General features: G+C 69.6%; 21 protein-coding genes and 1 tRNA gene. 14 read left to right on the top strand and 8 right to left on the bottom strand.

Features of this window, described 5'->3' with window-relative positions; genetic code table 11:
* Positions 1-45 precede the first annotated feature (45 nt).
* From FMM06_RS13435 to FMM06_RS13385, 11 genes are all read left to right on the top strand, one after another.
* Positions 46-738 (top strand): nucleotidyltransferase family protein, encoded by a 693-nt coding sequence (locus tag FMM06_RS13435; RefSeq protein WP_235889374.1) that lies wholly within the window; start codon positions 46-48, stop codon positions 736-738.
* A complete protein-coding gene (gene addB / locus FMM06_RS13430) occupies positions 725-3625 on the top strand; it encodes a double-strand break repair protein AddB (protein WP_144237890.1) in 2901 nt (966 codons plus the stop codon). Before FMM06_RS13435 ends, addB begins: the two co-directional genes overlap by 14 nt.
* Positions 3622-7029 carry a double-strand break repair helicase AddA gene (gene addA / locus FMM06_RS13425; protein ID WP_144237889.1) on the top strand — a complete coding sequence of 1136 codons (3408 nt, stop codon included), beginning with the start codon at positions 3622-3624 and terminating at the stop codon, positions 7027-7029. The genes addB and addA overlap by 4 nt, the downstream gene beginning before the upstream one ends.
* Positions 7030-7084: 55 nt before the next feature.
* On the top strand, positions 7085-7408 hold the full coding sequence (gene trxA / locus FMM06_RS13420; RefSeq protein ID WP_144237888.1) for a thioredoxin: 324 nt from the start codon (positions 7085-7087) through the stop codon (positions 7406-7408).
* Positions 7405-7821, top strand: coding sequence for a VOC family protein (locus FMM06_RS13415; protein WP_144237887.1), 417 nt, complete (start codon positions 7405-7407; stop codon positions 7819-7821). The genes trxA and FMM06_RS13415 overlap by 4 nt, the downstream gene beginning before the upstream one ends.
* Positions 7821-8546, top strand: coding sequence for a hydroxyacylglutathione hydrolase (gene gloB / locus FMM06_RS13410; protein ID WP_144237886.1), 726 nt, complete (start codon positions 7821-7823; stop codon positions 8544-8546). The genes FMM06_RS13415 and gloB overlap by 1 nt, the downstream gene beginning before the upstream one ends.
* 52 nt (positions 8547-8598) lie before the next feature.
* Positions 8599-8949, top strand: coding sequence for a hypothetical protein (locus FMM06_RS13405; protein ID WP_144237885.1), 351 nt, complete (start codon positions 8599-8601; stop codon positions 8947-8949).
* Positions 8950-9121: 172 nt separating this feature from the next.
* Entirely contained in the window at positions 9122-9568 is a 447-nt protein-coding gene (locus FMM06_RS13400; RefSeq protein WP_185965180.1) for a PadR family transcriptional regulator, read from the top strand.
* Between the two features lies 1 nt (position 9569).
* On the top strand, positions 9570-9851 hold the full coding sequence (locus FMM06_RS13395; RefSeq protein ID WP_144237883.1) for a DUF2218 domain-containing protein: 282 nt from the start codon (positions 9570-9572) through the stop codon (positions 9849-9851).
* A 9-nt stretch (positions 9852-9860) separates the two neighbouring features.
* On the top strand, positions 9861-10388 hold the full coding sequence (gene ppa, locus FMM06_RS13390; protein WP_144237882.1) for an inorganic diphosphatase: 528 nt from the start codon (positions 9861-9863) through the stop codon (positions 10386-10388).
* A gap of 152 nt (positions 10389-10540) precedes the next feature.
* Positions 10541-13669: a TonB-dependent receptor domain-containing protein gene (locus tag FMM06_RS13385; protein ID WP_144237881.1), complete on the top strand. Its 3129-nt coding sequence runs from the start codon at positions 10541-10543 to the stop codon at positions 13667-13669.
* Between the two features lie 92 nt (positions 13670-13761).
* Here FMM06_RS13385 and FMM06_RS13380 read toward each other — a convergent pair whose 3' ends face one another.
* The 8 genes from FMM06_RS13380 to FMM06_RS13345 all read right to left on the bottom strand — a co-directional run bounded on the left by FMM06_RS13380 (position 13762) and on the right by FMM06_RS13345 (position 24638).
* The gene (locus FMM06_RS13380) at positions 13762-16647 is read right to left on the bottom strand and encodes a TonB-dependent receptor domain-containing protein (protein WP_328591558.1); all 2886 of its coding nucleotides are present in this window, start codon (positions 16645-16647) and stop codon (positions 13762-13764) included.
* A gap of 147 nt (positions 16648-16794) precedes the next feature.
* On the bottom strand, positions 16795-17562 hold the full coding sequence (locus tag FMM06_RS13375; RefSeq protein ID WP_144237880.1) for a PEPxxWA-CTERM sorting domain-containing protein: 768 nt from the start codon (positions 17560-17562) through the stop codon (positions 16795-16797).
* Between the two features lie 104 nt (positions 17563-17666).
* Positions 17667-19472, bottom strand: coding sequence for an AMP-dependent synthetase/ligase (locus FMM06_RS13370; protein WP_144237879.1), 1806 nt, complete (start codon positions 19470-19472; stop codon positions 17667-17669).
* Positions 19473-19499: 27 nt separating this feature from the next.
* A complete protein-coding gene (locus FMM06_RS13365; RefSeq protein WP_144237878.1) occupies positions 19500-21176 on the bottom strand; it encodes a gamma-glutamyltransferase family protein in 1677 nt (558 codons plus the stop codon).
* Positions 21177-21186: 10 nt separating this feature from the next.
* A complete protein-coding gene (locus tag FMM06_RS13360; RefSeq protein WP_144237877.1) occupies positions 21187-21624 on the bottom strand; it encodes a GNAT family acetyltransferase in 438 nt (145 codons plus the stop codon).
* Positions 21621-22637 (bottom strand): quinone-dependent dihydroorotate dehydrogenase, encoded by a 1017-nt coding sequence (locus tag FMM06_RS13355; RefSeq protein ID WP_144237876.1) that lies wholly within the window; start codon positions 22635-22637, stop codon positions 21621-21623. Before FMM06_RS13355 ends, FMM06_RS13360 begins: the two co-directional genes overlap by 4 nt.
* Positions 22638-22756: 119 nt before the next feature.
* Positions 22757-24043 carry an MFS transporter gene (locus tag FMM06_RS13350; RefSeq protein ID WP_207790289.1) on the bottom strand — a complete coding sequence of 429 codons (1287 nt, stop codon included), beginning with the start codon at positions 24041-24043 and terminating at the stop codon, positions 22757-22759.
* Between the two features lie 520 nt (positions 24044-24563).
* Positions 24564-24638: transfer RNA gene (locus tag FMM06_RS13345), tRNA-Gly, on the bottom strand.
* Positions 24639-24782: 144 nt separating this feature from the next.
* Here FMM06_RS13345 and FMM06_RS13340 point away from each other — a divergent pair.
* From FMM06_RS13340 to FMM06_RS13330, 3 genes are read left to right on the top strand one after another with little or no spacing between them, the layout of a single operon-like run.
* The gene (locus tag FMM06_RS13340) at positions 24783-25682 is read left to right on the top strand and encodes a tetratricopeptide repeat protein (protein WP_235889312.1); all 900 of its coding nucleotides are present in this window, start codon (positions 24783-24785) and stop codon (positions 25680-25682) included.
* The gene (locus FMM06_RS13335; protein ID WP_144237873.1) at positions 25679-26317 is read left to right on the top strand and encodes an LON peptidase substrate-binding domain-containing protein; all 639 of its coding nucleotides are present in this window, start codon (positions 25679-25681) and stop codon (positions 26315-26317) included. The genes FMM06_RS13340 and FMM06_RS13335 overlap by 4 nt, the downstream gene beginning before the upstream one ends.
* On the top strand, positions 26314-26487 hold the full coding sequence (locus FMM06_RS13330) for a Trm112 family protein (RefSeq protein ID WP_144237872.1): 174 nt from the start codon (positions 26314-26316) through the stop codon (positions 26485-26487). The genes FMM06_RS13335 and FMM06_RS13330 overlap by 4 nt, the downstream gene beginning before the upstream one ends.
* Positions 26488-26493: the final 6 nt, after the last annotated feature.

The following is a 26493-nucleotide window of genomic DNA, read 5'->3' as shown; positions in this document are numbered from 1 at the left end:
CTGGCGCTGCGGCCGGCGATCGACGTCGCGGTGCCGAGCAGCGCGATGGTGCTCGCCGCGGGCTTGGGCAAGCGCATGCGGCCGCTCACCGCCACCCGTCCGAAGCCGCTGATCGAGGTCGCCGGGCGCACCCTGCTCGACCGCGCGCTCGATCATCTGGTGACGGCCGGAGTTGGTCGCGCCGTGATCAACACCCATTATTTCGCCGACCAGATCGACGCCCACGTGCGCGGCCGCCGCGACCTCGACATCCGCCTGTCGGACGAGCGCGGGCAACTGCTGGAGACCGGCGGCGGAGTCACGAAGGCGCTGCCGCTGATCGACGCCGACCCGTTCTATGTGGTCAACAGCGACAATCTCTACGTCGACGGCTCGGTAGACACGCTGAAGCTGCTGGCGCAGCGCTGGGACCCGGAGGCGATGGACGCGCTGCTGCTGCTCGTGCCGCTGGCGCGTGCCTGCGGCTACGAGGGGCGCGGCGACTTCCACATGGACGCCGCCGGGCACATCCGCCGCCGCGTCGAGCACCGCGTCGCGCCGTACGTCTATTCGGGCATCCAGCTGCTGTCGAAGCGGCTGTTCGAGGCGCAGCCGGTCGAGCCCTTCTCGATGTGGCGCGTCTGGGACTCGCTGCTCGCCAGCAAGCGGCTCTACGGCATCGTCCACTCCGGCCTGTGGTTCCACGTCGGCACGCCCGCGGCGGTGACCGAGACCGAGGCGCTGCTTGCCATTAGCTGAGCGCCCGCGGGTCTACACGATCCCGCCGCACGGCGCGTTCGTCGATGCGCTCGCAGCTGGACTGCTGGAGCGGACCAAGGACGACCCGCTGGCGCTGGCGCGCGCGCGCATCCTGCTGCCCAACCGCCGCGCCGTCCGCGCGCTGACCGACGCCTTCGTCCGCCGCTCGGACGGCGGGCTGCTGCTGCCGCGCATGACGCCGATCGGCGACCTCGACGCGGATGGGTTCGCGACCGAAGCCGCCAGCCTCGACCTGCCGCCCGCCTTCGACCCGTGCGAGCGGCGGCTGCGGCTGACGCAACTGGTGCGCCGGGGCGCGGCGCGGCGGGGCGACGGCGTGACCGCGGTCGAGGCGCTGCGCCTCGCCGATGCGCTGGGGTCGGCGCTCGACGAGCTGACCGGCGAGGAGGTCGACCCCGCGGCGCTCGCGACCCTCGTCGAGAACGCCGACCTCGCCGAGCATTTCCAGCTGACCCTCGACCAGTTCGACGCGGTGCGAGAGCACTGGCCCGCCGTTCTCGCCGCGACAGGGACGAGCGACGCAGTGGCAAGGCGGCTCGCGGTCGTCGACGCGGTGGCGCGCGAATGGGCGGCGTCGCCGCCTGCCGGGCTGATCGTTGCGGCCGGTCTCGTCGCGGTGTCGCCCGCCGTGGCGCGCCTGCTGCGCGTCGTTGCGCGCCTGCCCGACGGCCTCGTCGTGCTGCCCGGCGTCGATACCGCGATGGACGACGAGGAATGGGACGCGATCCGCGTCACGGCCGAGGGCGGCGACGAGGCGCACCCGCAGTATATGCTCAAGCGCCTGCTCGACCGCATCGACGTCGGGCGGGGCGAGGTCGCCGGGTGGGACTATCCCACGGCAAGCGACGGGCCCGTGGCGCGCACCGGCGCCGTCGCCTCGGCACTGCGCCTTGCCAAGTTCACGACCGCCTGGCGTGACGCTCCTCCCGAGGGTGTCTTCGACGGCGTCCGCACCGTCGAGGCGGCGACTCCGGCCGAGGAGGCGCAGGTCGTCGCGCTCGCCCTGCGCCGGGCGCTCGCCGAGCCGGGGCAGACCGCGGCGCTGGTCACTCCCGACCGCAACCTCGCGCGGCGCGTCGCGCGGCACCTCGCGCGCTGGGGGATCGACATCGACGATTCGGCCGGGCTGCCGCTGCGTCAGACGCCGCCGGGTGCGATGATCCTCGCGCTCGCCGAGGCCGCGACGCAGGGCTTCGCGCCGGTCGCGCTGCTCGCGGTGCTCAAGCATCCGCTGGTGCGCTTCGGGCCCGAGCGCCTGGCGTGGCTCGACCGTGTCCGCGCACTCGACCGGCGGTTGCGCGGCGTGCGCCCGGTACCGGGGCTGGCGGGCGTCACGGCGCGCCTCAAGGAAACGAAGGCCGTCGAGGCGCTGACCGCGTGGTGGACGGAGGTCGCCGAGATGCTGGCCCCGCTCGAAGCGCATTTCACGCACGAGGATTGCGCGCTGGCGGATGCCGTCGCCGTGCTGCGCGACACCGGCGAAGCGCTGGCCGGCGACGAGCTGTGGCGCGGGCCCGCGGGCCGGGCGCTCGGCGGGCTCGTCGCGATGCTGACCGAGCACGGCCGCCACCTCGACCCGTTCGCGCCCGCCGATGCCCCGGCGCTGCTCGGCAGCCTGCTCCGCGACGTGCCGGTGCGCGAGGCGTACGGCAAGCAGCCGCGGCTGGCGATCTACGGCACGCTCGAGGCGCGGCTGCAGCGCGCCGACCTGACGATCCTCGGCGGCCTCAACGAAGGCGTTTGGCCTAGCCCGGCGTCGCCCGACCCGTGGCTCGCGCTTAAGATCCGCGCCGAACTGGGCATCGGCGGTACGCAGCGCGGCATCGGGCTGGCGGCGCACGATTTCGCCGCGGCGCTCGGCGGACCGCAGGTGCTGCTGACTCGCGCGCGGCGTGACGACAGCGCGCCGACGGTCGCGTCGCGCTTCTGGCTGCGGCTGCATGCGAGTGTCGGCGACGCGCTGAAGCCCGAGACCGAACTGCTGGCACTGGCGCGCGCGCTCGACCGAAGCGCCGTGCCCGCACCGGCGCCGCGCCCCGAACCCGCGCCATCGGCGGCGATGCGGCCGCGGAAGATCTCGGTCACTGCCGCCGAGCAGCTCAAGGCCGACCCGTTCAGCTGGTATGCGCGCGCGATCCTCGAGCTCAAGCTGCTCGACCCGCTCGACGCCGATCCGGGCGCGGCGGAGCGCGGCATCGACCTGCACGATGTGCTCGAAAAGTGGATCAAGGGCGGCGGCGAGCCCGACGCGCTGCAGCCGATCGCGGCGACGATGCTTCGCGAGAAGTGGTCGAACCACCCGCTGATGCAGGCGCTGTGGAAGCCGCGGGTCGAACGCGCGCTCGACTGGGTCGTCGAGGAATCGGCGCGCTGGCACGACGCGGGCTGGTCGCCGCACGGCGCCGAGGTCAAGGCGGTGCGCGAACTGCGGAACGGCGTGACGCTGCAGGGCCGCGCCGACCGCGTCGACCATAATGCCGCGGGCGCGCTGGCGATCATCGACTACAAGACCGGCAAGCCGCCGAGCAACGCGCAGGTGCAGGGGGGCTTCGCGCTGCAGATGGGGCTGCTCGCCTGGCTGATCGGCACCGATGCCGGCGCGGCGGTAGAGGCGCTGCGCTACTGGCGACTGAGCGGCGGCAAGGAGCCCGGCGACGCGACCGACCCGCTCGCCTACCGCGGCAAGCCGTTCATCGAGCTGCCCGACCATGTCGCGGCGACGATCGCGGCGTTCGACGACCTGTGCGAGAAATACCTGCTCGGGAGCGAGCCCTTTACCGCCAAGCTGCACCCCGAATATGCCGCGCGCTACAGCGATTTCGACCATCTCGCGCGGGTCGCCGAGTGGCAGGCGCGGGCGCGATGAAGCCGCTGTTCGACCTGCGCGACGAACAGGCGCTCGGCGCGCGCCCGGGCGACAACGCCTGGGTGTCGGCGTCGGCGGGAACGGGCAAGACACAGGTGTTGAGCGCGCGCGTGCTGCGCCTGCTGCTCGACGGCGCGGCGCCCGACCGCATCCTGTGCCTGACCTTCACCAAGGCGGGCGCCGCCGAGATGCAGAGCCGGGTCTTCGAACGCCTCGCGCACTGGGTCCGCGCCGACGATGCCGAACTGCGCCGCGACCTGACCGCGATCCGTGCCGACACGAGCGATGACGCGCTCGCCTTCGCCCGCACGCTGTTCGCGCACACGCTCGACGCGCGAGGGGGCCTCAGCGTCCAGACGATCCACGCCTATGCCCAGTCTCTCCTCGCCAGTTTTCCAGTCGAGGCGGGGGTCGCGCCGGGGTTCGCGACGCTCGCCGACCGCGACGCCGTGGCACTGCGCGGCCGCATCCTCGCCGAGACGATCCAGGACGCGGCGGCGGAGCGTGACACCGGTTTCCTGGCCGATGTCGGCGCGATCAGCGTGGCGCGCGGGGAGGGGGCGTTCGACGCGATCTCGGGTACGCTGATCCGGCACGCCGCGGCGATCGAGGGGCTTGGGCCGGCGTCGAGCTTCGTGCCGCGCCTGCGCCGTACCTTCCAGCTGCCGGGGGAAGGCAGTACGGCGGAGGTGCTGGGGGCGATGGTCGCCACGCTCGACGAGGTCGGGCTGCGCCGCCTCGCGCTCGGCTATCAGGCGAGCGGCGTCGCGACCTTCACCAAGCGCGCCGACACCCTGTTGTGGTGGCTGGCGTGCAACCGCGAGGCGCGCGTCGAACACTTGACCGACCTGTGCAAGGTCTTCCACAAGGCGACCGCCGACGAGCGGTTCACGACGCTGGTGCCCGGCGGCAAGCGCGCCGATCCTGCGCTCCTCGACCTCGCCGAGCGGCTGTGCGAGGCGGTCGACGCACTCGTCGAGACGCGCCGCCTGCTCGACGCCGTCGACAATGCCGCGCGCCACCTGCGCGTCGGCGCGCGGCTCGGCACCGCCTATGCCGCGCACAAGCGGCGCGCCGGGGTGATCGATTACGACGACATGATCGCGCAGGCCGCCGCGCTGCTCCACCAGCCGGGGATGGGCGACTGGGTGCGCTTCAAGCTCGACAGCCGCATCGACCACCTCCTCGTCGACGAGGCGCAGGATACCAACCCCGCGCAATGGGCGATCGTCGAGGCGCTGACCGACGAGTTCTTCGATGGCAAGGGCGCTCGCGAGGCGGTGCGGACATTGTTCGTCGTCGGCGACTTCAAGCAGGCGATCTTCGCCTTCCAGGGCAGCGACCCGCGTGTCTTCGAGGAAAAGCGCGAGGCCTTCGCGCAGAAGATCGCCGACGCGGCGGCGGGGTGGCAGCAGGTCGCGCTCGACACCTCGTTCCGCTCGGTACCCGCGGTGCTCGACGTCGTCGACAAGGTCGTCGAGCAGTTGGGCCACGAGGCGCTGGGCATGCGCAGCGAGGTGCCGCCGTCGCAGGCGGCGCGGCGCAACCTGCCGGGCCAGGTGACCTTGTGGCCGCCGCTCGCTGCGCCCGACGAGGCGGCGCTCGATGCGGCGCGCGGCTGGCTGCCGCCTGCCGAGGTGCGCATGGCGCACGACCTCGCGAAGCAGATCGCGGCGTGGCTGCACCCCGATACCGCGCTGCGCCTGCCGGCGCGCGACCGCAACGTGCGCGCCGACGATATCCTCGTGCTGGTCCGCAACCGCGGCGAGTTCGTGCAGCCGCTGGTTGCGGCGCTGCATCAGTTGAATGTCCCCGTCGCGGGCGCCGACCGGCTGCGCCTGACCGAGCCGATCGCGGTGCAGGACCTGCTCGCGGTGATCCGCTTCGTGCTGCAGCCGAGCGACGACCTGACCTGCGCGACGCTGCTGACCTCGCCGTTCATCGGGATGGACCACGATGCGCTGCTCGCGCTCGCGTACGGGCGGACGGGAAGCCTGTGGGACCGCGTGCGCACCGCCGGGGGCGAGGCGGCAGAATGGCTCGGCACCGCGCTCGGCCTCGCCGACTTCAGCGCGCCGTACGAGTTTCTGGAGACGATCCTGTCCGGACAACTCGGCGGGCGCCGGAAACTGCTCGCGCGGCTCGGCGAGGAGGCGCGCGAGGCGATCGACGCGGTGTGCGCGCAGGCCCTCGCCTTCGAGGTCGCCAACGCGCCGACCTTGCAGGGCTTCCTCGCGTGGATGGAGACCGAGGACACCGACATCAAGCGCGACCCCGACGCGCCGTTCGACGCGGTGCGCATCATGACCGTCCACGGCGCCAAGGGTCTGCAGGCGCCCGTCGTCGTGTTGGCCGACGCGACGCGCGCGCGCGGCGACACCAGCGATCACGTCATGGTCGAGCTGGGCGACGCGACGAAGCCCGTGCCGATCTTCCATGGCGGCAAGACGGGCAAGGTCGGCGCCATCGGCGACGCCGCGGCGCGGGCGACCGAGGCGCAGATGCACGAGCATTGGCGGCTGCTCTACGTTGCGCTGACGCGGGCGGAGGACCTACTGTTCGTCGGCGGGGCGCTGGGCAAGCGTGGCGCGCTGCCGCCCGAAAGCTGGCACGCGGTGGTCGGCAACGCACTCACCGCGCTCGGGGCAACCGTCGAGCCCGATGCCTGGGGCGACACGCTCGTCCACCGTGCCTGCATGGATGGCACGCCGGTGCCCGACGCGCGGCGCGATGCGGCGGCCACGGCGCTGACCGACCTGCCCGGCTGGGCGACGACCCCCGCGCCGCCCGAGGCGCGCCCGCCGCGCCCGCTCAGCCCGTCGGCGATCGCCGCCGACGATATCGCCGCGCCGCCGCCGACCGACGCGATGAAGGCCGCCGCGCGTCGCGGCCAGCGGCTCCACGCGCTGTTCGAGGCGCTGCCCGGCGTCGCGCCTTCGGACCGCGCCGCCGCCGCCGCGCGCTGGCTGGGTGCCCACGCCCCCGACCTCGACGACACCGCCCGCGCGGCGCTGGCGGCGACCGCGCTCGGCATCGTCGACGATCCGCGCTTCGCCGACCTGTTCGGCCCCGACTCGCTCGCCGAGGCGCCGATCGCGGCGGTCGTCGACGGCGTCGTCATCGCGGGCAAGGTCGACCGGCTGCTGGTCACGCCCGAGCGTATCCGCCTGATCGACTTCAAGACCGGCAGCCGCGTTCCCGCCGACGCTGCTGCGGTCGAGCCCTATCACCTGCGCCAGATGGCGGCGTACGTCGCGGCACTCGGCGCGATCTTCCCCGGCCGCGCGGTCGAGGCGGCGCTGCTCTACACCCACGACGCGACGCTGATCGACCTGGCGCCCGCGCTGCTCGCCGTGCACAAACCCCGGCTGGGGGACGTGCAAGCAACGCTTGTCCCCGGCTGACGTTGAACCTGCCCACGCGCGGGTCTATCTCCGGCGTAACAGCAGGAGCATCCCTATGGCCGCCAAGCACGTCACCGACGCCTCGTTCCACGCCGACGTCATCGCGTCGGACAAGCCCGTCCTAGTCGACTTCTGGGCCGAATGGTGCGGCCCCTGCCGCCAGATCGGCCCGGCGCTCGAGGAGCTCAACCTCGAGATGGACGACGTCGAGATCGTCAAGGTCAACATCGACGAGAACCCCGATGCCCCGACGCGCTACGGCGTGCGCGGCATCCCGACGATGATCCTGTTCAAGGGCGGCCAGCCCGCCGCGACTGCCGTCGGCGCGCGCCCCAAGTCGGCAATCAAGGCCTGGCTCGAGGGTGAGCTCGCCGCGTGAAGTATCTTCACACGATGATCCGCGTCACCGATCCGGAGGCGACGGTGCGCTTTTTCGAGCTCGTCGGGCTGAAGGAAGTGCGGCGGATCACCAGCGAGGCCGGGCGCTACACGCTGATCTTCCTCGCCGCCCCCGGCGACGAGGGCGCGCAGGTCGAACTGACGCACAACTGGGATCCCGAGGAGTACACCGGCGGGCGCAACTTCGGGCACCTCGCCTATGCGGTCGACGATATCCACGAGACCTGCGCGCGGCTGATGGCGGCGGGGGTGACGATCAACCGGCCGCCGCGCGAGGGGCGGATGGCGTTCGTCCATACCCCCGACGGCATCTCGATCGAGCTGCTCCAGGCGGGCGGTTCGCTGACCCCGGCCGAGCCCTGGGTGTCGATGCCCAATACCGGCAGCTGGTAATGCTCGACATCGTTCAGATCCCGGTGCTGAGCGACAATTACGTCTATCTGATTCACGAACCCGAAAGCAGCGCAACCGCCGTGATCGACCCCGCGGTCGCCGAGCCGGTGCTGGCGGCGGCGGCGGAACGCGGCTGGACGATCAGCGACATCTGGAACACCCACTGGCACCCCGATCACACCGGCGCGAACCTGGCGATCAAGGCGGCGACGGGCTGCCTGATCACCGGCCCGGCGGGCGAGGCAGCGAAGATCCCGGGTATCGACCGCGAGGTCGCGGAGGGTGACACGGTGACGCTCGGCGCTGCCACGGCGCGGGTCATCGACGTGCCCGGGCATACGGCAGGGCATAACGCCTATTGGTTCACGGATGACGACGCGCTGTTCTGCGGCGACACCTTGTTTGCGCTTGGCTGCGGGCGGCTGTTCGAGGGTACGGCGCCGCAGATGCATGCCAGCCTGTCGAAGCTGATGGCGCTTCCCGACGCGACGCGCGTCTATTGCGCGCATGAATATACCCAGTCGAACGCGCGCTTCGCGGTGACGGTCGAGCCAGGTAATTCCGAGCTGCTGGCGCGCGTCGTCGCTATCGACGCGGCGCGGGCCAGGGGCTTGCCGACGGTGCCTTCGACGATCGGTCTCGAGCGCGCCACTAACCCGTTCGTGCGCGCCGATGTCGCGGGGTTCGCCGACGCCCGCGCCGCGAAGGACAGGTTTCGGGGTTGATGCGTTGAGGTCGGGCTCGTGGTAGGTTCGAGCCTGATCCCGGAGTAAGACGATGATCCGTGTGCTGCTGCTGTCGCTCCTCGCTGCCGCGCCGGCGCTCGCCGTCGAGACCGCGCCTCGCCAGTGCCTGTCGCTCCCGCAGATCCGCAACCAGCGCATCGTCGACGGCGCGATCCTGTTCCGCATGGGGAGGCAATGGTACCGCAACGACATGTCGAACGCCTGCACCGGCCTGAAGCCGAGCCGCTCGATCCAGACGAGAACGCCATCGACGCAGCTCTGCGAAGGCGATCTCGTCCGCGTCTTCGATCCGCGGGTGGATATCACCTACGGGTCGTGCGCGCTGGGCAAGTTCACGCCGATCGACGCACCTCAGCCCGAAGGCCGCCGCGCCAGCCGCTGACGCCCGTCCAAAAAAGATATATCGGTCCCTCTTGCATTCCACATCACTTTAGATATATCGCGTAAATCGACATATCTAATAAGGATCGAGAATGTTCGGACATCATCATCACAGGCACGGATCCGGCGGTCGCTTCGGCGGTGGCGGGATGCGCGGCGGACGGTCAGGCCGCATGTTCCAGCACGGCGACCTTCGCCTGCTGATCCTCGCGCTGATCGCCGAAGGGCCGCGCCACGGTTACGAAATCATCCGCGAGATCGAGGCGAGGCTCGGCGGCGCGTACGCACCCAGCCCGGGCGTCGTCTATCCGACGCTGACCATGCTGGAGGAGCTGGGCCTCGTCACCGCCCAGGCGACCGAGGGCAACAAGCGCCAGTACACGGTCACCGAGGCCGGCACCGCGAACCTCGCCGAGAACCGCGCCACGGTCGACGCGATCTTCGCGCGCATCGCCGAGGCCGGCGGCGGCGGCGATTTCAGCCCGCGCATCGTCCGCGCCATGGCCAACCTGCGCTTCGCACTCAAGCTGCGCATGGGTCGCGGCGGGCTCGACGAACCCCAGGCCAGCCGCATCGCCGCCGCGCTCGACGCGGCCGCCGCCGAAATCGAAAGGAGCTGACGTGGACAGCATCGCCACCGTCCCGACCGAGAACGCCTCGCGCTACCTCCAGCAGCTGTGCAAGCACTGGAGCCACAAGCTGGAGGTCGAATTCGACGCTATCCAGGGCCGTGTCGCCTTCCCGACGTCGGCGGTGCGCTTCGACGCCGCGCCACACGCGCTGACCATGACGCTGGCCGGCCCCGATGCCGCGACGCTCGACCGGATGGAGCCGGTCGTCGCCGAACATCTGCGGCGTTTCGCGTTTCGCGAAGAACTGGCGGTGGACTGGGTCCGCGGCTAAGGAGACGCCATGGACATAGCCCGCATTCCGATCGGCCGCGCGCCGCCGCACGACGTCAACGTCATCGTCGAGGTGCCTGCGGGCGGCGAACCGGTGAAGTACGAGATGGACAAGGACAGCGGCGCGCTGTTCGTCGACCGCTTCCTGCACACCGCGATGTCCTATCCGGGCAACTATGGTTTCATCCCGCACACCCTGTCGATGGACGGCGATCCGATCGACGTGCTGATCGTCGGCGAGACGCGGCTGGTGCCCGGCGCGGTGGTGCGTGTCCGCCCGATCGGCGCGCTGGTCATGGAGGACGAGGGCGGCGGCGACGAGAAGATCCTCGCGGTACCCGTCGACGCGCTGCACCCGATCTATGCCGATGTCCGCAACCACAGCGACCTGCCGCCGCTGATCACCCGGCAGATCGAGCATTTCTTCCAGCATTACAAGGACCTGGAGAAGGGCAAGTGGGTCCGCGTCGGCCATTGGCTGGATGCCGAGGGCGCCGCGCAGATGATCATGGAGGCGATCGCGCGGGCGGCGAAATAGCGGCCTTTCGGTCTGTTGCAGTTTAGCGACAACCGACCGCAATTTCGCGTCTCGTTACGCCTGCGACGTTCATACCCACTGGCAGGACAGGCGCGACTCGATAGGACCTGAACGCTTGCTGTACGGCAGCAACGTATCAAGGGGCCCTAATCATGAAGCATGTCATCCTGTCGGCGACTGCGCTCGTCGCGACGCTCGCCTGCCTGCCCGCTTATGCGCAGACCGCGCCTACCCCGGCGCCAGCCGCCGTCACCGACCCGGCCACGCCGGTCACCGGGCCCGAGGCAGCCGAGAATGATGATGAGGCGATCGTCGTCACGGGTTCGCGTATCGCGCGCGCCGGCTTCGATTCGCTCGAACCCGCGACCGTCGTGTCGAGCGAGTATCTGAAGGCGCGCGGCCTGACCAACGTCGCCGATGCGCTCAACGAAATCCCGGGCTTCGGCGTCGGCGTCAATCCCGACGGCGGCCAGGCGGGCTTTGGCGTCGGGCAGAACTTCGTCAACCGCTTCGGCCTCGGCAGCGCGCGCACGCTGACGCTGGTCAACGGCCGCCGCTTCGTCTCGACCAACGCGCCGTCGATCTTCGGCAACACGCCCGGCCTGCAGGTCGACCTCAACGTCATCCCCACCGAGCTCGTCGACCGGATCGAGAATGTCGCCATCGGCGGCGCGCCGACCTACGGTTCCGACGCCATCGCGGGCACGGTCAACGTCATCCTCAAGCGCGATTTCGAGGGCGTCACCGTCTCGGGCCTCGGCGGCATCACCGAGCAGGGCGACAACGGCCGCTACAACATCGCGGTCGTCGCGGGGCATAATTTCGGCGCCGACAAGCGCGGCAACATCACCGTCGCGGCAAGCTACGACAAGGCCAACGGCGTGCTGGCGATCAACCGCAAGCGTTTCCAGGAAGGCTTCGGCACCGGCACCAACCCGACCGCGGGCAGCGCCGCAGCCTTGCTCAACGGCCGCACGCCGCAGAACGACGGGCGCCTGAATCCGAACACGCCGTTCAACACCGGCAACGCCGACGGCATCGCCAACACCGTCTATATCCGCAACACGCGCATCTTCTCGCTGACCGGCGGCGGCCTGCTGCTGCCCGCCACCAACCCGGCCGGTCAGGGCAACACGCTGGCGAACGGCCTGCCGCGCGGCTTCGGCGCCAATAACGTGCTGCTGCAGTTCGACCCGCAGGGCAATCTCGTGCCGTTCAATCCGGGCGTGCCGTTCGGTGCGCAGAACGCCAGCGGCGGCGACGGCTTCAACCTCAACGAGACCTCGCAGATCACCTCGGGCCTCGAGCGCATCACCGCCAATCTCATCGGCCGCTACGAAATCTTCGACAAGGTCGAGGCTTTCGTCGAGGCGACCTACTACCGCGCCAAGGCGAACGAGCTGATCGACCAGCCGATCTTCAACGCGACGCTGTTCGGTGCCAACTCGGCGCCCCTGACCTTCCAGGCAACCGATCCGCGCCTGTCGGCGCAGGCGCGTGCACAGCTCGCCGCGGTCGGCGCGACCAGCTTCCGCCTGTCGCGGGCGTCGCGCGACCTCGTCAACAACAACGCCAGCTCGACCACCGACGTCTATCGCATCGTCGGCGGCCTGAAGGGCGAGTTCGGCGCGTTCGGGCGCGAGTTCACCTGGGAGGCGTCGGCCAACTACGGCCGCAGCGAGGGCAGCTTCTTCGCCAACGTCCTGAACCAGCAGCGCTTCGTCAACGCGATCAACAACTGCCAGCCGGCGACCGCAGCGACCAAGGTCAACCCCGACGCGCTGCTGCCCAACGGCGATCCGAACTGCGTACCGCTCGACGTGTTCGGCGAGAACCGCGCCAGCCCTGCCGCCAAGGCCTATGTCACCGGCCAGACCGAGGCGCGCGCCGTCCTCGAGCAGCAGGTGTACAACATCAACTTCGGCTCGCAGTCGCTGTTCGAGCTGTGGTCGGGGCCGGTCGGCTTCAACGTCGGCTACGAGCACCGCAAGGAAAAGGGCGCCTTCCTGCCCGACGATTTCCAGCGCGCAGGCCTTGGCCGTTCGGTGCCGATCGGCGGCAACAGCGGCCAGTTCAACACCGACGAGGCGTTCGGCGAAATCCTGATCCCGCTGGTCTCGCCCGACAACAACGTGCCGCTGATCCGCTCGCTGCAGATCGAGGGCAAGATCCGCTACGTCGACAATACCGTCAACGGCGGCTTCACCGCCTATACCTACGGCGGGCGCTGGCAGCCGTTCAAGGGCATCGAGCTCCGCGGCAACTACACGCGCTCGCTGCGTGCGCCGTCGATCACCGAGCTGTTCACCCCCGTCTCGCCGGCGTTCAACACCTTCCCCGATCCGTGCGACCGCACGCAGATCGCGCTGGGGCCGAACCCGGCGCAGCGCCAGACGAACTGCGCGGCGTTCTTTGCGGCGTACGGTATCAACGGCGCGACCTTCGACAGCCTGGCGCGCGCCGCGACCGTGCCGATCACGAGCGGCGGCAACGTCAATCTCGATAACGAAGAGGGCAAGTCGTACACCTTCGGCTTCGTCCTGCAGCCCAGCTTCATCCCGCGCTTCCGCGCTGCGGTCGACTGGAACCGCATCAAGGTGATCGGCAACATCGCGTCGCTGACCAACGCCAACATCGCCGAGGGCTGCTACGACAACCCCGACTTCAACACGGCCGATGTCGACAACGCCAACGCCTTCTGCTCGCTGATCGCGCGCGATCGCGGCGGCGCGCGCAACGGCCAGCTGAGCATCGATCCGGCCCGTCCCGGCTTCCGCACCAATTTCGTCAACGGCGCGTTCTTCGAGTTCAAGGGCCTGACCGCCGAAGTCGCGTACAACTTCCCGCTCGACTTCGTCGGCCTGTCGGACTCGCAGATCGATCTCAACGGCTCGGTATTTTACACGAAGACGCTGCGCAGCTCGAACAACAACGTCACGATCAACCCCGACCAGGGCGAGATCGGCAACCCGAAGTACGTCGGCCAGCTCAACATCGGCTATACGCAGGGCCCGGTCGGCATCGACTTCCAGACGAACTACCAGAGCAAGGCGAAGTTCAACAATCTGAACACCGTCGAGTCGCAGGACATCCTGAGCGTCCGCGAATACTGGACGTTCAACCTCGGTGCGTCGGTCGAGGTGCTGGAGCAGTCGATCCTGCGCTTCAACATCAGCAACCTGACCGACAAGGATCCCCCGTACCCGCTCGGCACCGCTGGCCTGGGCGTCTACGACTATCTCGGCCGCCGCTTCACGGTGTCGTTCGAGCACAAGTTCTAAGAACGAAAACGGCGGTGCGGGCGAAAGCCTGCACCGCCGCCGTCGTCGGAACGCGGTCGCTGACGGGGGCGGCCTGAACCGCCCCGCGCCGCCTACATTTTGTACGAGATCCGCAGGTAGCCGAACTGCCCCGGGACGTCGTAGGTCGTCGGGTCGTAGTTCGGGCCGGTGCAGCTGAAGCATGCCGGCGGGTCGATGTTGAAGACGTTATTGACGCCGACGGTGAAGCGCAGGCGGCGGTCGGCAAACGACGGCGAATAGTTCAGCTGGATGTCGCTGTAGATGCGGCTGTCGAGCTGCTTGCCGTCGAACTCCTCGACATCGTGGATGTAGCGCGCGGTGAACGACGCCGCGACATCGCCGATCGACCAGTCGACGACGCCGGTGCCCTTGAACTTCGGGTAGGACTGGTCGGGGAAGCCGCGCGTCAGGCCGCGGTAGCTCGTCGTCGTGGTGCCGACCGCGGCGGGCACAGTCTCGCTGTACTTCTGCAGGTAATTGCCGTTCAGCGACAGGCCGAACGCCCCCGCACCCGTCGTCGGGGAGCGGTAGCTGAGCGTCAGGTCATAGCCGCGCGTGCGGATCTCGCCGATATTCTGCAGCTGCCCACTGATCCGCGAGATCAGGCCGTTGGCGGTTCGCTGCACCGACGCGCAGCTCAGTGCGTCGCCGGCGTTGGCGCAGCGCGCCAGCGTGATCGCCGCATCGATCGGCGCGATCGCGCCGTCGACCTTGATGTCGTAATAGTTGACCTCGATGCTCAGGCTGCTCGCGAAGCCGCTGTCGCGCGCCCAGCGCGGGCTGTAGACGCCGCCGAACAGGAAGGTGCGCGAGGTTTCGGGCTTCAGGTCGCGGTTGCCGCCGGTGATGACGGGCAGCTGGCCGCCGTTCGGCTCCTGATAGCTGCCGTTCGCGGGCACGCCGTTGGCGATGCAGTTGGCGCGGACCGTCGACGATGTCTGGAACGGCGACCCCGGGACATTGGTGCAGGGATCGTCGATCGGCGCATCGGCGCGTGACGCCGCGCCGAACAGTTCGCCGATGCTCGGGGCGCGGAAGCCCTCGGCATAGGAGCCGCGCAGCAGCAGGTCCTGGAACGGCTTCCATAGCGCGCTGCCGGTGTAGGTCGTGCTGCTGCCGCTGGTCGAATAATTGGCGTGGCGGACCGCGCCGTCGACCTCGAGGCTGTAGAAGAACGGCGTCTCCTTGAGCAGCGGGATGCGGACCTCGGCATAGACTTCGTCCGAGTTATAGCTGCCGCGCGCCGGCTGCGCGGGGATGTCCGACCCTAGCCCCGCCGCGATGATCGGGTCGGGGGTGAAGGAGCCGAGCTGGAAGCGGTGCTCGTAGCCGATCGCGAAGCCGACCGGGCCCGCGGGCAGCTCGAATACGTCGCCGCTCAGGTTGGCGGTATAGTCCTGCAGGCGCTGCGTGCTGCGGGCGCGCTCGTCGAAGGTGACGAAGGCGAGCATCGCAGGGGTCACCGAGCCGGCGCCGCCGAAGATGTTGAACGGCACGCACGCGCCGGTGCACAGCGCCAGCGGGCCGAGCGCCTGGCCCAGCTTCTGCGCGTTGACGTTGCCGGTGAACAGCTGCTTGGCGTCGTTCCAGCCGAACACCGCATTGGCGTCCCAGTACCATTTCTTGTCGCCGACATCGAACGACCCGTCGAAGCCCGCGGTCACCGACATCGTGTCGACGGCCTGCGAATAGGTGCGCTGCCCGGCCTCGACGAGGCGGCGGCGGACGGTCGAATAGTTCGCCGGTGCTTCGCCCGGCTTGCCCGCCGACAGCGTCACGCCGAACGGGTTGAACGGGTTGGTCGCGTCGATCGAGATGGTGTCGAGCAGATTGCCGTTGCCCGCGTCGGGGCCGACGAACAGCGGCAGGAAGGCCGCCTGGTTCTGCGATTCGCGGCGGTTGTAGATCGCCTTGACGCGGAAATTGGTGCTGCTGCTCAGCTCCTGCTTCGCGCTGATGAACGCGCCGTAGCGCTCGGAGGGGGTGAGGAAATAGTTGAACGGCGCGAAGTTGAAGCGGTCCTCGGTAACCAGCGCGCGGAAGTCGCTGTTCGGGCCGGTCGGGTTGGTGATGTCGAACCGACCGCGGCCGCCCAGCACCGTCTTGGGCGTCAGCGTCGGCAGGCCGAGCACCGAGATGAAGCCGCCCAGCGTCGCGCTGCTGCACCCGCCGATTGCGTCGCTGCAGCTCGTCTGGCCGGGGTTGGGGAATTGCGAGATGTCGCGGTCGGCGGTCCGCACCGCCTCCTGCTTCACATAGCTCGCGCCGAACACGACGCTGGTCGTTGGCCCCTTGATGCCGTAGCTGACATTATAATCCTGCGTATGCCCGTCGCCGGCGCGGAAGGTGCCGAACTGCGCCGAGGCCTGCAGCCCCTCCTGCGTCGCCTTGGTGATGATGTTGACCACGCCCGCCAGCGCGTCGGACCCGTACAGCGGCGACTGGCCCGACTGGAGCACCTCGATGCGCTCGATCGAGCCGACGGGGATGGTGTTGAGGTCGACGGTCGACGGGATGCCGCTCGCGCTCGACCCGTTGACGAAGCGCAGGCCGTCGACGAGCACCAGCGTGCGCTTGGCCCCCAGGTAGCGCAGGTCGATCTCGGCCGAGCCCGCGCCGACCCCGCCGCCATCGGGCGGGTTGCCGATGTTGCCGGAGTTGTTGACCTTGGTGTTGAGGCCGCCCGACGCGCTGGGCAGGCGCTGCAGCACGTCGGCGATTGCCGACAGGCCGGTCTGCTGGATCGCCGACTGGTCGACCACGACGACGGGTGAGTCCTGGCTCAGCGGATCGCGGCGGATGCGCGAACCGGTGACGACGATCATCTCGCCGTCATCGGCGGCGGTCGCATCGGCCGCGACGGCGGCATCGGGGCCGACCGAAACCGCCTGTGCGGCGACGATCTGCGGCAGCGCGAGCGCCGTCGCCGAGAAAAGCAGTGCCGCGCGTATGGTCATGAAAAATCTCCCTGCCGTCAGGGAGATGTTTCGGCCGCGGTTCGGAAGATGACAATTGCGCGACGGTTAACGTGTGCAGGATTGCCGCAAACTGTGTTCATCAGGCAACAGCCCGTGCCGGCCGGACCGGCACGGGGCTGCCGTCATTCAGGCTGCGACGACGCGGGTGCGGCGCTTGGCGAGGCCGACCAGGCCGAAGCCGGCGATCATCAGCGCCCAGGTCGCGGGCTCGGGGACGGCGGTGGTCGCCGACAGGCTGAAGTCGTCGATCGCCAGGCCGTCGTCGGCGCCCGTGACGTCGGTGTCGACGAAGCGGATGAACAGGCTCTGCCCCTGCGCCAGCGTCAGGCCGATGATCGACGCCGACAGCGCGGTCTGGTTGGCGGCCAGGTTGCCGTTGCGCACGCCGATCGTGCCGGTCAGGTTCGGCGTCGTGAAGTTCAGCGCCGCGACGCCGGTGTAGATGCCGGTGGTCAGGCTCGTTGCATCGGTCGAGTATTGGAAGGCCAGCGTGTCGGCACCGCGGTTGGCGGTGCCCAGGCGGTACAGCTCACCGGTGAAGGCAATGTCGAACGCGGTGATCGTGCGGCCGAGGTTGTTGGTGAACTGCGCGCCGAACAGCGGGATCAGGTTGCCGCTGCGCAGGCCGCCCAGCGCGCGGTCGGCATTGGTGCCGAAGCTGAAGGTGTCGCCGGTGTTCGACGAGCCGGTGCCGGCGGTATAGGTTGCATTGGCGTTGGCGCCGGTCTCGGCGCTCAGCCAGCCGATCGCGCTGACGTTGCCGGTGCCGCTGCTGGCGAGCCCGTTGAAGTTCTGCGTGTAGGTGTTCGTGTTCAGCGTGACGGCGGCGGCGTTCGATGCGGCGAGCGTCGCGCAGGCGAACAGGCCAAGCGAAATCAGGCGAATGGTGATCATGTGAGGCTCCAAGCTACGGTTAACGCACCGCTTCTTGGGCGGCGGCGATGACCGCGCCGTGACACTCCCGCGTCAGTCGCAATTAACTTTCCCGAAAACTTCGATCATCCCGCGTAAAGTCTGTCGAGCCGCTCGCCGTACACCGCCTTCAACACGTGCCGCCGGATTTTCAGGCTCGGCGTCATCTGCTCGTTCTCGACGGTGAAGGGCGCATCGGCGACGATGATGCGGCGGACCTTCTCGGTCGCCGAGACGCGCGCATTGACCCGGTCGACCGCCGCCATCAGCGCCTTGCGGAACTCGGGCTCCTTCTCGGCGGTGGCGACGGGCAGGCCCTGGTCCTTGGCCCAGCACGCCGCCCATTCGGGATCGGCGACGACGACGCCGACGAGGTAGGGGCGCTTGTCGCCGATCACCATCGCCTGCGCGATCTCGGGTTGCAGCGTCAGCATGCCCTCGACGCGCTGGGGCGCGACGTTGTCGCCCTTGTCGTTGACGATGATGTCCTTCTTGCGGTCGGTGATGACCAGATGACCGTCCTCGTCGAGCTTGCCGATGTCGCCGGTGTGGAGCCAGCCGCCTTGCAGCGCCTTCGCGGTCTCCGCCTCGTTCCGCCAATAGCCGTGCATGACGAGCTCGCCGCGCACCAGGATCTCGCCGTCCTCGGCGATGCGCACCTCGACCCCGCCGAGCGGCGGCCCGACGCTGTGCATCTTGATGCCGGCGGACGGGCGGTTGCAGCTGATCACCGGCCCCGCCTCGGTCTGGCCGTAGCCCTGCAGCAGCGTGACGCCGAGCGCCTCGAAGAAGATGCCGACTTCGGGGTTGAGCGGTGCGCCGCCGGCGATCATCGCCTTCAGGCGGCCGCCGAAGCGCGCCTTGATCTTGGCGCGCACGGTGCGGTCGAGCAGCGCGTCGACGGGCCGCTCCCAGACCGCGAGCGTGCCTTCGTAGCGTTTGCGCCCCAGCCGCAGCGCCCGGTTGAACAGCACGACCGCGATGCCGCCCTGCTTCTCGATCGCCTTGGCGATGCGCGTGCGCAGCACCTCGAACAGGCGCGGCACGACGACCATCAGCGTCGGACGCATCTCCTCGATGTTCGCCGCGAGCTTTTCGAGGGATTCGGCGTAGGCGATCTGCCCGCCCATGCCGATCGGCATGAACTGCCCGGCGGTATGCTCGTACGCATGGCTGAGCGGCAGAAACGACAGGAACAGCTCGCCCGAGGGATCGCGGACGAAATCCTCGTCGACCACCGCGGCAGCGCCCGCGATGTTGCGCATGATCGCGCCGTGGTGCTGGCGCACGCCACGCGGGCGGCCGCCGGTGCCGCTGGTGTAGATCAGGCACGCGAGGTCGCCGCGCTGTGCGGTCTGGCGCGCGGCGACCGCCTCGACCTGCGGCGGGTGCGCGGCGATCAGCGTCGCCCAGTCGTGCAGCGCGACATCGCTCTCAGGGCCTGCGCGCAGCTTTTCCATGCCGATGACCGCGGTGCAGCCCTTGGCGTTGTAGATCGCGGGGAGCAGCGTCGCGGCCAGCTTGGCGGTCGAGACGATCGCAAGGCGCGCGCCGCTGTCCTCCAGGATGTGAAGATGGTCGGCCTCGGTATTGGTCACGTACGCCGGCACGGTGACAGCGCCCGCCGCCATGATGGCATGGTCGGCGATGCACCATTCGGGACGATTCTCGCTGACCAGCATGACGCGGTCGCCGGGGGCGATGCCGAGTGCGATCAGTGCATCCGCCAGGCTGGCGATGGTGCGCGCGGCGTCGGCATAGCTGATCGATTGCCACGCGCCCGCGGTCTTGCGCCACAGGAAGGGGCCGTCGCCCCTTGCCCGCGCCTGGTCGAAGAACATCGCCGTCAGGCTGGGCCAACGGTCGATCTGTGATGCGAAACTCTCGGCCATCATGCGCTCCCCAACGCTGATCCGCGGTTATAGGCCCGCAGCTTGTCCTTCACTGCGCGGATCGGCGCCCCCGCGCCAGCCCGCACCTGCCCGCTCGACGCCGTTCGCCTTGAGCGGCAGCGACGAACTCGTCGGCTTGTGGCCGAGCGCGGTGAACGCCGGGATCATCGCCTCGAGGTTCGACCCCGCCTCGACCGCGAACCGGTCGCCGATCGCATAAACCTGCGGGAGAGCGATCGCCTGCTCCACCGGCAGCTTGAAGTCGACGACGCCGATGATCGCCTTGGCGACCTGCGCGAGGATCGTCGAGCCGCCCGCCGCACCGATCGCCAGCACGACCTTACCGCGCCGGTCATAGACCAGCGTCGGCGACATCGACGAGCGCGGCCGCTTGCCCGGCGCGACGGCGTTGGCGGTCAGCGCGCCGTCCTTCACGGGAACGAAGTTGAAATCGGTGAGCTCGTTGTTGAGCACGAAGCCGCCCGCCAGCAGCCCCGACCCGAATGGCCGCTCGACCGTCGAGGTGTAGGTGACGACCCCGCCGCGCGCGTCCGCGACCGAGAAATGCGAGGTGCCGGGCACGTCGTTGTCGTTCGCCGCGATACGCTTCGGCGCGCCTGCCGGCATGCCGGCGGCGACGGTCGCCATGCGCGCGTCGGTGCGGATCAGCCTGCCGCGGGCGCGAACATAGGCGGGTGAGATCAGCCCGGCGACGGGCACCTTCACGAAATCGGCGTCGCCGACCCACATGTCGCGGTCGGCGAAGGCGAGGCGCTGGCTCTCGGCGAACAAATGCCAGGTCACGGGATTATTCTGCCCCAGCTTCGCGAGGTCATGCCCCTCGATCTGCTTCAGCATCTGCAGCACGCCAATGCCGCCCGACCCCGGGGGGCCCATGCCGCAGATCTTGTAGCTGCGGTACGTCCCGCAAACGGCTGCGCGCTCGCGGACGCGGTAGGCCGCGAGGTCGGCCATCGTCATCGCGGTCGGTCGCGCCGCCGCACCGTTGACCACGGCGACGACCTGCGCGCCGATCGGGCCGGCATAGAAGGCCTGGGGGCCGCCCGCCGCGAGGGCGCGCAATGTCGCCTCCAGCGCCGGGTTGGCGAAGAGTGTGCCCGCCGGCAGCGGCTTGCCGTCCTTCATGTACAGCGACGCCGCACCGCCTGCGCCGAAGCTCAGCCCGCTCGACGTATAGCCGCTGAATTGCGCCAGCCGCCCGCTGGTGGTGAAGCCCTGCGACAGCTTGATCGCGGGCTCGAACAGCGCCGCCCAGGGCAGGCGGCCGCCGCGGCGGTGCAGCTCGGCGATCAGCGCGATATTGCCGGGTACGCCGACGCTGAGCCCACCGGTCTGGGCGTCGTTGCCACCGAGCGGCTTGCCGTCGGGCCCGATGAACTGGCGCGGCGTCGCGACCGCAGGCGCGATCTCGCGTCCGTCGAGCGCAACCAGCTTGCCCTTGGGCGGCTGGAACAGCAGCAGCCCGCCGCCGCCGATGCCCGACGACTGCGGCTCGACGACGGTCAGCGCGAGCATCGTCGCCGCGGCGGCGTCGGCGGCACTGCCACCTGCGCGCAGCATCGCGACCCCCGCTTCGGCGGCGCGCGGATCGGCGGCGGAGACGACGGCGGTCAGCGGCGCATCGGGCGCCCGCGCGGCAAGCGGCGACGCCACGAGCAGAGCCAACAGGATGTATTTGTTCATGAGCAAGACCTTAGCGGTGCGGTTCGGCCGCGTCACTGCCGGACGTCAGGTCGCGCTGGAGGACGACGACGTCCGACGTCCGGTAGCCGAGCCGCGCATAGAACTCCGTTGCCGCGATATTGTCGGCGCGGACCATCAGGTTGAGGCGCGGCACCCCTTGCGCTGCGCACCATGCCTCGGCCTGCTGCATTAGCGCCCGCCCGAGACTGGCGCCGCGCGCGCTGTCGGCGACTGCGAGATAATAGACCCAGCCGCGATGCCCGTCGCAGCCCGTCATCACGCACCCCGCCAAATCGTTGCCCTGGTGCGCGACGAAGACCGTCGACGACGGCGCCGCGAGTGCGAGCCGTAGGTCCGCGGCGGTGTCGTTCCACGGCCGGCTGAGGCCTGCGCCGGCGATCAGAGCGACGGTGGCGGCGATCTCCGCCTCGGTCAGCGTCGCGATCATGCGCCGACCGCCTCGGCGACGGACCCGAACCCGTCGCGGCGCAGCAGCGCAGCAAGGTCGGTCTTGATCCGCGCGACCAGCCCCGGCCCTTCGAAGACCAGCGCGGTATACAGCTGCACCGCGCTCGCCCCGGCGCGCAGCTTGGCATAGGCCTGCGCGCCGGTGCCGACACCGCCGACCCCAATCAGGGGCAGGGTGCCGCCGGTCGCGGTACGGAAGGCGCGCAGCACCTCGGTCGAGCGGTCGAACAAGGGTTGTCCGGACAATCCCCCGGCCTCGGCACTGCTCACGCCGTCGCGCGCCAGCGTGGTGTTGGAGACGATCAGCCCGTCGATGCCCCCGTCGATGCAGGCGCGCGCGACATCGTCGATGTCGGCCGCAACAAGATCGGGCGCGACCTTGACGAACAGCGGCACCGCGATGCTACCGCGCGCCGCGACGACGCGCGCGATCAGGTCGTTCAGCGCTGCGGCGTCCTGCAGCGCACGCAGCCCCGGCGTGTTGGGCGAGGAGATGTTGATCGTCAGATAGCTCGCCAGCGGTGCCGCCGCCCTGACACCGGTGACATAGTCCGCGGCGCGGTCGACGCTGTCCTTGTTCGCCCCCAGATTGACCCCGACGACGCCGGGCCGCGGGCGCCGCGCGCGCAGGCGGACGATCGCCGCCTCCAGCCCCTGGTTGTTGAACCCCAGCCGGTTGATGACACCGCTGACCTCGGGCAGGCGGAAGATGCGCGGGCGCGGGTTGCCGGCCTGTGCCACCGGGGTCACCGTGCCGACCTCGACGAAGCCGAAGCCCAGCCTCAGCATCGCGTCGGGCACCTGCGCATTCTTGTCGAACCCCGCCGCGAGGCCGATCGGGTTGGGCAGGTCGAGCCCCGCCACGGCGGTCCGCAGAATGGGATCGTCGGCGGCGGCGCGCGGGCCCAGCCCGCCCTGCAGCGCGGCGATCGTCAGGCCGTGCGCGGTTTCGGCATCGAGCTTGAACAGCAGCGGGCGGAGGGCGGAGAACATGCGGGCAGGGTGTGGCGCTTTTGTCGTTTTCATACAATCGGCGCGGCAGCCAAGGGCCTATTCACCCCCTGCGACCCGAAAGGAGCGCCGCGGCCGGCACCAGCCGCTGCAGTGCATCCTTACTTCATCGGCCCGGACAGGCGACTGTCCGGGCCGTATTTTTGGGCCACCGCCAGCGCGACCAGGCTGATCGCCGCCGCTGCCATCATGTAGAGCCCGACCGGCCACAGCCCGCCCTCTGCCGCGAGGCCCTGCGCGACGATCGGCGTCAGCGCGCCGCCCAGCACGCCGCCGACGTTGAACGCCGCCGACGCGCCCGTGTAGCGCACACGCGCCGGGAACAGCCCGGGCAGCCAGGCGCCCAGCGGCCCGTAGACGAAGCCCATGACGAGCAGCGCCAGCGAGAGGAAGACGAACACCTGCACCAGCGACCCCGACCCGAGCAGCGGCGCGAGGCACGCGCCCGCGACGATCCCGCCGAGGCAGCCGCCGATCAGCACCCGGCGCGGGTCCCAGACGTCCGACAGCCAGCCCGCCGCAACGATGCCGACCCCCATGAACAGGATCGCGCCGAGCTGGACGAGCAGGAAGTCGGTGCGCGCATAGCCGAGCTCTGTCGTCCCCCAGCCGAGCGCGAAGGCGGTGCTGAGGTAATAGATCGCGAAGCACGCGATGACCGCGCAGGTGCCCGCCAGCGTCGGCCGCCAGTGATCGCGCAGAACCGCAGCGAACGGCGCGCGCTCGGGCGGACCGTCCGCGAGCACCGCGGCAAAGGCCGGCGTCTCGTGCAGCTTGAGGCGCACCCACAGGCCAAGGCCGACGAGCAAAGCGCTCGCGAGGAAGGGGATGCGCCAGCCCCAGGCCATGAACTGCTCGGGCGTCAGCACGAGGTCGAGGATCAGGAAGAAGCCGTTCGCGAGGATGAAGCCGATCGGCGCACCGAGCTGCGGCACCATGCCGAAGCGGCCCTTCCACCCCGGTGGTGCATTCTCGACCGCCAGCAGCACCGCGCCGCCCCACTCGCCGCCGAGCCCCAGGCCCTGACCGAAGCGCAGCACACAGAGCAGCAGCGGCGCGATCCAGCCGACCTGCGCATGCGTCGGCAGGAAGGCGATCAGCGTCGTCGACCCGCCCATCAGCAGCAGCGACGCGACCAAGGTCGACTTGCGCCCGACGCGGTCGCCGAAATGGCCGAACACCACGGCGCCCAGCGGCCGCGCGACGAACGCCAGCCCGAAACTCGCGTACGCCGCGAGCAACTGCGCCGACGACGACGAGGCAGGGAAGAACAGCGGGCCGAAGACCAGGCTGGCGGCGGTCGCGTAGATGTAGAAGTCGTAGAACTCGACCGCCGTGCCGGTCAGGCTGGCGAGCAGCACGCGCCGCGTCGAGTTTTGTTCTGCCATCCACCCCATTCCCATTCTTGTGCTGGCAATCGCCGGGATGACAAAAATGTGAAAGCAAAATCGCGAGGTGTTCAGGGAATTGCGGAGATCATATGAGCGCTTAAGCCCCGTCACTTAGTTCTTACGATGCAAAATCATCCGACCGAATAACCGGGTACGCGCTGCGAACCACCTCGATCGCTTCCTGAAAATCTGCAAAATGCGCCATTTCGCCGTGACAGCATAGGCTCGCCGCCCAGTTCCCAATTTCGCCAGCATGGGAGCTGATTCTGGCGCAATGAACTGCAGGATATGCCTCATCAAAGATCTTGCAGACTTCCCGAAGCAGAAACTTGACCTCAATTCGGCTGGTTTCTGTCGTTGGCATAGTACCTCCTCTTCACCCCGAATTGTGATCGACGACCGCGATCGATGAAGTCGGGATGTGGGCCAGAGAGCAGGCGCATTCTAAGGGAATCGAACCCCCATGCGAAGCTCCCGATAAAATATCGGGGGCTCGTCGCCTGAAGGTTGAAGAAAATGGAGCGGGCGAAGGGATTCGAACCCTCGACCCCGACCTTGGCAAGGTCGTGCTCTACCCCTGAGCTACGCCCGCTCGGGCAAACCGGGGCGAACCCCGGCTGGGAGGCGGTGACTTAGCGGGGGGTCCGCGGCGGCGCAACCCCTAATTCGCGGGTTGGCAGTAGAGCGCCCCCCGCCCCATATGGGTGGTACCGCAGCAGAAGCCCCAGGAGTCCGCGTGCCGAGCCTCGCCACCGCCGCCACCGAAAAAGCCAGTATCGAGGCGTTCCGCCGCGACGTCGTCGAGGCGTCGATGACCGCCCTCATCCTCGTCGATTTCTGGGCCGAATGGTGCGGACCGTGCAAGACGCTGACCCCGCTGCTCGAGCGTGTCGTCGCGAGCTATGCCCCGCGCGTCGCGCTGGTGAAGATCGACGTCGACAAGAACCAGGGTCTCGCCGCGCAATTCCGCATTCAGTCGATCCCGACGGTCTATGCCTTCCTGAACGGCGCGCCGGTCGACGGCTTTCAGGGCGCGCTCGGTGAGCGCGAGCTGAAGGCGTTCATCGACCGGCTGCTCGCTGCCGTCCCTGCTGCGGCCCCCGACGGTGCGGCCGAGCTCGAGGCGCTGGCCCAGGCCGCGCAGGCTGCGCTCGATGACGGTGCAGCGGCGGAGGCGGCCGAGATGTTCGCGGCCCTCGTCGCCGAGCTGCCCGACCGGCATGACCTCGCCGCGGGCCTCGCGCGCAGCCTGCTCGCGCTGGGCGATACCGAAGGTGCCGCCGCCGCGCTCGCCGCGGTGCCTGCCGATACGAAGGACGCCGCTGTCGCCCAGGCGCGCGCCGCGCTGACGCTCGCGCAGGATGCCGGCCCCGTCGGTGACGATGCCGCGCTGCGTGCCCGCCTCGCCGCGAATCCCGACGATCACGAGGCGCGCTTCGAGCTCGCGAACTCGTTGCTGGCGGGCGGCGACCGCGACGGTGCGGCGACGGCGCTCCTCGACATCGTGGCGCGCGACCCCGAATGGAACGAGCGAGCGGCGCGTGCCCGCCTGCTCAAGCTGTTCGAGGCGGTCGGCCTCGGCGATCCCTGGGTGGTGACGCAGCGGGCGAAGTTGAGGAACCTGTTGTTCACATGACCGATGACGACGACCTGACCCTGCCGAATGCCCTGCCGGTGTTCCCGCTGACCGGCGCGCTCCTGCTGCCGCGCGGCGTACTGCCGCTCAACATCTTCGAACCGCGTTACCTCGCGATGTTCCGCGACGCGATGAAGGGCACGAAGGCGATCGGCATCGTTCAGCCGCGCGACAGCGACATCGACCCGTCGCCGCTCCACGCCGTCGGCTGCGTCGGGCGGATCAGCGATTATCGCGAGACCGGCGACGGGCGGATCATCGTCGCACTGACCGGCGTGACGCGCTTCGGCATCGTCCGCGAACTCGACGTGACGACGCGCTATCGCCAGATCGTCCCCGACTACGACCGCTTCGCCGCCGACCGTGACGAGCCGCGCGCCGTCGCCGCGGCATCGCGCGCCGAGCTGGAGGCGCGCCTGCGCACCTATCTCGACGACCAGGGGCTCAGCGCCGACTGGGAGGCGGTAGCGGGCGCCGACGACGAATCGCTGATCACGACGCTGAGCGCCGTGTGCCCGTTCGAGCCGATCGAGAAGCAGGCGCTGCTCGAGGCCGACGACCTGCCGGCGCGCGCCGCGACGCTGACCGCGCTGATGACCTTCGCGCAGGGCGACACCGCGGCCCGCCTGCAATGAGCCTCGACGTGCGCCTGCTGGAAATCCTCGTCTGCCCGTCGTCGCGAATGCCGCTGCGCTATGACGAGGCCGCCCAGGAGCTGATCTCGGAGAGCGCCGGCCTCGCCTACCCGATCCGCGACGGCGTCCCGGTCATGCTGATCGACGAGGCGCGTGACTTGAGCGCTTAGCTCTCA

The sequence above is a fragment of the Glacieibacterium frigidum genome (assembly GCF_007097155.1).
GTDB classification, from domain to species: domain Bacteria; phylum Pseudomonadota; class Alphaproteobacteria; order Sphingomonadales; family Sphingomonadaceae; genus Glacieibacterium; species Glacieibacterium frigidum.
This window is presented reverse-complemented; position numbering and strand designations above follow the sequence as displayed.

What these genes read in the sequence shown, in the direction of transcription:
- FMM06_RS13435 (WP_235889374.1), top strand. Translation starts at nt 46, where the DNA reads ATGGTGCTCGCCGCGGGCTTGGGCAAGCGCATGCGGCCGCTCACCGCC.
- addA (WP_144237889.1), top strand. Translation starts at nt 3,622, where the DNA reads ATGAAGCCGCTGTTCGACCTGCGCGACGAACAGGCGCTCGGCGCGCGC.
- trxA (WP_144237888.1), top strand. Translation starts at nt 7,085, where the DNA reads ATGGCCGCCAAGCACGTCACCGACGCCTCGTTCCACGCCGACGTCATC.
- gloB (WP_144237886.1), top strand. Translation starts at nt 7,821, where the DNA reads ATGCTCGACATCGTTCAGATCCCGGTGCTGAGCGACAATTACGTCTAT.
- FMM06_RS13405 (WP_144237885.1), top strand. Translation starts at nt 8,599, where the DNA reads ATGATCCGTGTGCTGCTGCTGTCGCTCCTCGCTGCCGCGCCGGCGCTC.
- FMM06_RS13400 (WP_185965180.1), top strand. Translation starts at nt 9,122, where the DNA reads ATGTTCCAGCACGGCGACCTTCGCCTGCTGATCCTCGCGCTGATCGCC.
- ppa (WP_144237882.1), top strand. Translation starts at nt 9,861, where the DNA reads ATGGACATAGCCCGCATTCCGATCGGCCGCGCGCCGCCGCACGACGTC.
- FMM06_RS13385 (WP_144237881.1), top strand. Translation starts at nt 10,541, where the DNA reads ATGAAGCATGTCATCCTGTCGGCGACTGCGCTCGTCGCGACGCTCGCC.
- FMM06_RS13380 (WP_328591558.1), bottom strand. Translation starts at nt 16,647, where the DNA reads ATGACCATACGCGCGGCACTGCTTTTCTCGGCGACGGCGCTCGCGCTG.
- FMM06_RS13375 (WP_144237880.1), bottom strand. Translation starts at nt 17,562, where the DNA reads ATGATCACCATTCGCCTGATTTCGCTTGGCCTGTTCGCCTGCGCGACG.
- FMM06_RS13370 (WP_144237879.1), bottom strand. Translation starts at nt 19,472, where the DNA reads ATGGCCGAGAGTTTCGCATCACAGATCGACCGTTGGCCCAGCCTGACG.
- FMM06_RS13365 (WP_144237878.1), bottom strand. Translation starts at nt 21,176, where the DNA reads ATGAACAAATACATCCTGTTGGCTCTGCTCGTGGCGTCGCCGCTTGCC.
- FMM06_RS13360 (WP_144237877.1), bottom strand. Translation starts at nt 21,624, where the DNA reads ATGATCGCGACGCTGACCGAGGCGGAGATCGCCGCCACCGTCGCTCTG.
- FMM06_RS13355 (WP_144237876.1), bottom strand. Translation starts at nt 22,637, where the DNA reads ATGTTCTCCGCCCTCCGCCCGCTGCTGTTCAAGCTCGATGCCGAAACC.
- FMM06_RS13350 (WP_207790289.1), bottom strand. Translation starts at nt 24,043, where the DNA reads ATGGCAGAACAAAACTCGACGCGGCGCGTGCTGCTCGCCAGCCTGACC.
- FMM06_RS13335 (WP_144237873.1), top strand. Translation starts at nt 25,679, where the DNA reads ATGACCGATGACGACGACCTGACCCTGCCGAATGCCCTGCCGGTGTTC.
- FMM06_RS13330 (WP_144237872.1), top strand. Translation starts at nt 26,314, where the DNA reads ATGAGCCTCGACGTGCGCCTGCTGGAAATCCTCGTCTGCCCGTCGTCG.